Annotated in this window: 2 protein-coding genes and 1 pseudogene; all 3 read left to right on the top strand. The window is 69.4% G+C overall.

What is annotated here, in order from left to right:
• Positions 1 to 295, top strand: a pseudogene (locus tag N878_RS29165) (type 1 glutamine amidotransferase domain-containing protein); the annotation flags it as partial.
• A gap of 3 nt (positions 296 to 298) precedes the next feature.
• Complete coding sequence (locus N878_RS21465; protein WP_021445588.1) at positions 299 to 718, top strand: VOC family protein; 420 nt, start codon at positions 299 to 301, stop codon at positions 716 to 718.
• Positions 719 to 725: 7 nt separating this feature from the next.
• The coding region (locus N878_RS21460) for a cupin domain-containing protein (RefSeq protein ID WP_021445587.1) at positions 726 to 1181 on the top strand (456 nt) is incomplete at its 3' end.

The following is a 1181-nucleotide window of genomic DNA, read 5'->3' as shown; positions in this document are numbered from 1 at the left end:
CTACGAGGCGGCGCTGGCTCGCGGCGACCAGCCGGCGGCCAAGGACTGGACCTACCAGGGTTACCGCATGACCATCTTCTCCGACCCGGAGGAGGCGGTGTTCGAGGGCTCCCTGGAGGGTGCGCGCATCCGCTACTACCCGGCCCCGGCAATGGCCACCGCCGGTGGCGACATGCAGTACGCCAAGGCCTGGCAGCCGCACGTGGTGGTCGACCGCGAGCTGATCACCGGGCAGAATCCCTTCTCCGACAAGGCCCTGGCCGAGGCCCTGCTGACCCTTCTGGAGCGGAGCTGAGCGATGAAATACCTGCATACCATGGTGCGCGTCCGGGATCTGGATGCCTCGCTGCGCTTCTACCGCGATGCCCTCGGCCTGGAAGTGCTCAAGCAGCGCGAATACCCCCAGGGCCGCTTCACCCTGGTCTACCTGGCCGCCCCAGGCGACCGGGATGCCCAGGTCGAGCTGACCTACAACTGGGACACCGAGGACTACGGCAGCGCGCGCAACTTCGGCCACCTGGCCTATGCGGTGGACGACATCTACGCCGCCTGCCAGCACCTGCAGGAGCACGGCGTGACCATCAACCGTCCGCCGCGTGACGGCCACATGGCCTTCGTGCGCTCGCCGGACCAGATCTCCATCGAGCTGCTGCAGAAGGGCGAGCCGCTGGCGCCGGCCGAACCCTGGGCGTCCATGCCCAACGTCGGCAGCTGGTGAGCGCGCGGTGCGCCTTAACGCCGACTTCGCCCTGCCCGTGGTGATCCGCCCGGGCGATGCGCCCTGGGTGGCCTCGCCGCTGGCCGGGGTGGAACGGCAGATGCTCGACCGCGTTGGTGAAGAACTGGCACGGGCCACCTCCATTGTGCGCTACGCGCCGGGCTCGCACTTCAGCGCGCACGGGCATCCGGGCGGTGAGGAGTTCCTGGTGCTGGACGGGGTGTTCTCCGACGAGCGCGGCGACTACCCGGCCGGCACCTACGTGCGCAATCCCATCGGCAGCCGCCACACGCCCTTCAGCCGCGAAGGCTGCACGATTTTCGTCAAGCTGATGCAGTTTGACCCGGCCGATCGCGCCGAAGTGGTGATCGACAGCCGCCGTGCCGAGTGGACGCCGGGGGCGCTGCCCGGCCAGCACGAGCTGGCCCTGCACGCGTTCGCCGGCGAGCAGGTGCGCCTGCAG

The sequence above is a fragment of the Pseudomonas sp. EGD-AK9 genome (assembly GCF_000465935.2).
Classification (GTDB): Bacteria; Pseudomonadota; Gammaproteobacteria; order Pseudomonadales; family Pseudomonadaceae; genus Aquipseudomonas.
Note: the sequence above shows the minus strand (reverse complement) of the source record. Positions and strands in the feature narration are given on the sequence as shown.

Excerpts from the sequence above, each read along its gene's own strand:
- N878_RS21465 (WP_021445588.1), top strand. The coding sequence starts at position 299 with ATGAAATACCTGCATACCATGGTGCGCGTCCGGGATCTGGATGCCTCG.